Annotated in this window: 4 protein-coding genes; 2 read left to right on the top strand and 2 right to left on the bottom strand. The window is 44.4% G+C overall.

Annotated elements, in window-relative coordinates; genetic code table 11:
- Positions 1 to 373: 373 nt before the first annotated feature.
- A complete protein-coding gene (gene cysS, locus CW749_RS28035) occupies positions 374 to 1,753 on the top strand; it encodes a cysteine--tRNA ligase (protein WP_101115769.1) in 1,380 nt (459 codons plus the stop codon).
- 44 nt (positions 1,754 to 1,797) lie between these two features.
- Here the strand turns inward: cysS and CW749_RS28030 are convergent, their stop codons facing one another.
- Both CW749_RS28030 and CW749_RS28025 read right to left on the bottom strand, forming a co-directional pair.
- Positions 1,798 to 2,700: a sterol desaturase family protein gene (locus tag CW749_RS28030; protein ID WP_101115767.1), complete on the bottom strand. Its 903-nt coding sequence runs from the start codon at positions 2,698 to 2,700 to the stop codon at positions 1,798 to 1,800.
- 33 nt (positions 2,701 to 2,733) lie between these two features.
- Positions 2,734 to 3,762: a DUF2804 domain-containing protein gene (locus tag CW749_RS28025; RefSeq protein WP_101115766.1), complete on the bottom strand. Its 1,029-nt coding sequence runs from the start codon at positions 3,760 to 3,762 to the stop codon at positions 2,734 to 2,736.
- Positions 3,763 to 4,006: 244 nt separating this feature from the next.
- Here CW749_RS28025 and CW749_RS28020 point away from each other — a divergent pair.
- A partial coding sequence (locus tag CW749_RS28020; RefSeq protein WP_101115764.1) for a DMT family transporter occupies positions 4,007 to 4,800 on the top strand: 794 nt, incomplete at its 3' end.

The raw sequence follows: 4,800 nt of genomic DNA, 5'->3' as shown, positions 1-4,800 counted from the left end.
AGGTTACTTGGGTATATACCTTAAAACCTCAACTTAAGTAGAGGTCAACACCTAAATACCAAATACCTAAGCAACCTGAACAAGCAATCTGAACATCTCGCCCCTAGCCATTGCAATTCCCTATTATCTCGATTAGTTTAAAAGCATGACTTCGATATTCGCGATTGCTCACCAATCTTGTTGTTGCTGTAGATCTTTCATCTACGGCTGCTTTCGTGTATTTGCCATCGAGTCACCACTAAAAACTGGTTATCACCAAAACTAGTTACCACAAAGTAAGACTCATACGAATTCCAAGGCCGTAGATGATTCCATCTACGGCCTTTTTGCATTTGTTTATTTATTAGGGTTTGCCCGACACAAGGATTGAATTATGGCTCAGCCAACACTGGAATTGTTTAACACTATGAACAGGGAGCTCATGCCTTTTACCAGCATCGAGCAAAAAAAAGTTGGGCTGTACGCCTGTGGTCCAACGGTTTACGACTACGCTCACGTAGGTAACTTACGCACGTATTTATTTGTGGATGTGCTGCGACGTGTGCTTCAAATCAATGGATACGATGTTCACCACGTTATGAATATTACCGACGTTGGTCACTTGGTATCCGATGGCGACACAGGTGAAGATAAAATGGAGAAAGGCGCTCGCAAACAACAAAAGTCTGCTTGGGACATTGCGACCTATTTCGAAGAAGCCTTCTTTCAAGATTTTGAACGTTTAAACATTCTTGCCCCTTCCACTACTTGCCGAGCAACCGAGCACATCCAAGAGCAAATCGCCTTCATTCAAACTCTGGAAGAAAAAGGATTCACCTATCAAACTAGCGATGGTGTCTATTTCGATACAAACAAGTTGCCTGATTACGGCAAGCTGGCAAAGCTTGATAAACAAGGTTTAGAAGCGGGTATCCGAGTGGATATGGGAGAAAAGAAGCGACCTACCGATTTTGCGCTTTGGAAGTTCAGCGGAAACAAACAAAGACAAATGGAATGGGAAAGCCCATGGGGAAGAGGCTTTCCGGGTTGGCACATTGAATGCTCTGCGATGGCAGAGAAATATTTGGGTGAGGTCTTCGATATCCATATTGGCGGTGAAGATCATATTCCTGTCCATCACACCAATGAAATCGCCCAATGCCAAGCGAAAAATGGTCACGTTCAAGCCAACTTTTGGCTACACGGCTACTTTCTAAAAATAGACAACGAGAAGATTTCCAAATCAGGAAAATCTTTGCGGTTAGACAGCTTGCTAGAGCAAGGATTTGACCCAATTGCTTATCGATATTTGGCACTCACTAGCCACTATCGTAGCCATTTAAGCTTCACTTGGGACAGTTTGAAAGGCGCGCAAAAAGCCCTCAATCGATTGAGAACAAAAGCCGCCGCTTTGCCTGAGGGTGGTCACGTCGATGAATCATTTAAAAACGCATTTTTTGAACACATCAACCGTGATCTCAATATGCCGAAAGCGTTGGCACTCGTCTGGGAAGTGTTAGATAGCCAAATCGCACCGGAAAACAAAAAAGCCACATTGATGTATTTCGACCAAATCTTCGGCATTGAAATAGACAAAGTGGAAGAAGTCGCCATACCCAATAACATTCTAGAGCTGGCAGAAGAGCGCACCGCACTTAAAAAACAGGGGAAATATGAAGAGGCGGACGTCATTCGAAACCAGATCTTGGCGCAAGGGTATCAGGTGAAAGATACTGGACAACAATCAACCGTCACCAAGCAAGATCCGAAATAGCCTAAAGTGTTGGGGAACAGCTTGTTCACCTGAGTTCAAGCGAACTAATGCTCTGCACCTTGTTTCTTTGGCTCTGCTTTCTTTGCCGACGCGATGGGCGTATCGCTCGGCGGAGAAAATAACGCCTTGAAACGTTGCGGTATCGACAGGTCTTTTTGACTGGCTTCTATAAACATGTCTCGCCATTCATGAAACGTCACCACCAGCGGATTAAAGCTGTTTACAGGTTTAGAAATACCATAGCGCACCGTTTCGACTTCAGGCTCAAAAGTGCTGAACAGCTTATCCCAGATGATCAATACACCCGCATAGTTTTTATCAATATATTGCGGGTTTCGACCATGATGCACACGGTGATGCGATGGCGTATTAAATACATACTCAATGATACCAAGCGTACGTACCCATTGCGTATGAACAAAGAACTGTAAGCCTAAGTTTAACAACACCACAAACACCACCCACTTAGGATCAAACCCGATGATCACTAATGGCAACCAAAATACCCACATTCCGGCTAAAGGGTACATAAAGCTTTGGCGAAAAGCCGTGCTGAAATTCATCCGTTCCGAACTGTGGTGCGCCACATGCGCTGCCCACATCCATCTAATTCGGTGGCTTGCTCGGTGAAACCAGTAATAACAAAAGTCCTGCAATACCGCTAATACCAGAAAGCTTGCTAACCCCATTTCAATATCCAACAAACGCCAACCAAACAGCCACAAGTAAAGCTGAGCCACCATTAATCCGGTAAGCAAGTCGGCAAATTGGTGCATCCCCGCAAGGGCAAAATTGCAGGCGACTTCCGGAAGTTTATAGGTCGCATTGTCTGGTAACTTTCCTTTTTTCTGACCGATGAAATATTCCGCCAAAATACAGACAATAAACAAAGGCGCTAAAACGATAAGCAACCATTCTGGATGGTGAATAAGGGAGTCTATGTCCATGAATTCGTCCTTATCTGCACTAGCACATCGAACCTACCAGCGCGCAAAATGGTCTTCCGTTAATCCAAGTACCTCATCGAGATGATGCACTTGCCCGTGATTATCTTTAATAGAGCCAGAAAATTGCCCAACAAACTGCCTGAAATTGCTTTTTAATAGCCAAAGATTCAACTTTTCGCTGCGTTTGTTTAATGGTTTAAAAACCAAATCCACACAGCCATCTTCAGAGAAAACTCGCCAATGTTGGTCGATGTTGTCTTGATCAGAACTATCGCGGTCGAACTCAAAATGCACATTCGAAAGAAAATGCCTCTCGCCGTTTAGCCACAATACATTTTCGCAGCTTCCCGTTTCATTAACTCCCGCCGCGAGGTTTAAACCCAAAGTGGTTTCACCCAAACAAGTATTGATACTTGCCCAGCGCCAACTGGTTTCACGCCTCATATACCCTGCAGAAAAGTCGTACCCTGCCAAAGCGAAATCTAAAGGAACTGGCTCGCCGCCAATCTCCAATATTCCCTGTACAGATAGAGCGTTGTGTTTTTGGGTGTATGTCCAACCGGTGTAACCCGTAGGTGTACACATCGCCAAGGGTAAGCTTCCACTGGGTGCAGACAGGGTTAAATCGGCTTTGACGTTTTTGGTGTTCAGCTTCACCTGCCAACCACCTTCAAAAAGATGGAACTGAATCTGCTTTGAAGCTATGTGAGCAAAGCTGGTATAAGGCGATGGTGCCGTTGCGTAGCCACAATTCAATGGACGTAACCAGTTGTTTTCTATCAGTTCATTTTTCTCGATATCGTAGACATAACAAAACGCCGATCCTAGATAACGAATATCTGCAATCGCTACCCCAATAACGTAGCGATCGGTAATCACACTGACAAACTGAAACTGCTTATAGTGGAAATACCGCCTCAACGCCGACGCTTTTCCATCCATGGTATTACGATAATCAAACTCTTCGATTGCGAGTTGTTTGGGTATGCCATCAAACTGCCCATATTGAGGCTTACCATTCGCGGCAATAAGTGTTTCAGGTGCAAGGCGCGTCACGATCATTTTCAAACCAGCATAGTTTACATACTGTTAACAGTTTGGCGGGAAATGCTCTTTTATAGGAGGTCAATTTCGGACATGTTAGCTAGTTAAATCACACTTTTCGCTCATTCCACTCCAAGATCGAACACATTCTTTCTGTGGAAGCTTCGTCTTCAAGAAACAAAAAACCGTCTTATGGGAAAATTTCGAGTGTTGAAAAGGCGATATATTGAAAGCCAACTAAGAAACCCAAGCGAACTAAACCATGAAGCGTACTCATTTCTCACTCAGTGCCTTAGCACCTATTCTATTTCTGCTGATGTGGAGCAGCGGAGCGGTTATGGTGAAAGTGGGGCTGCAATATTCATCGGAATGGAGCTTCCTCGCCGCTCGTTCGATGCTCTCTTTTGTTTGTCTACTCCTCATCTTGATCGTTATGGCGACCCGAGGCAAATTGGCGTTTACTCGTCTAAGTTTGAGTGAATTCAAATACATTGCGATTGTCGGTTTAATGCTGCAGGTGTTTTACGTCACCTTCTACATTCTCGCTATTGGTTCAGGCATGTCGCCAGCTCTTGTTACCCTAGTGCTTGGGTTGCAGCCTATGCTTACCCCTTTAATGGGTAAGCAGCCACTCGATACCATTAAAACCAGCTTATTAGTATTGGGGTTCATTGGGTTGTGTATTGCGATTTTGGGTGCGAAAAGCATTGAATCCGTTTCTGGTATCGGTATTGTATTTGCAGTACTGACCCTAATCTCAATGACATACGGCACCATCAAACAAGCCCACATTCATACCAATCCAGCACAAGCTATGCTTTACCAAAGCATGTTCTCAATGCCTATCTTCATAGTAATCGCTCTCTCCACGGGCTGGCAGATAAACTGGAGTACTGGATTCATCGTATCCCTACTTTGGATGAGTATTGTTGTCTCCGTTGGGGCACTGTTTTTACTGCTCTATATGATCAGAAGTGAAAACGCCGACAGCGTGAGTGTCTTGTTCTACGCCATTCCTTTGCTCGCGTATCTGTTTAACTATATTTTGTTTGGGGA

Source organism: Vibrio sp. vnigr-6D03 (assembly GCF_002835515.1).
GTDB classification, from domain to species: Bacteria; Pseudomonadota; Gammaproteobacteria; order Enterobacterales; family Vibrionaceae; genus Vibrio; species Vibrio penaeicida.
The sequence above is the reverse complement of the archived record's forward strand: the minus strand, read 5'-3'. Positions and strand labels throughout refer to the sequence as shown.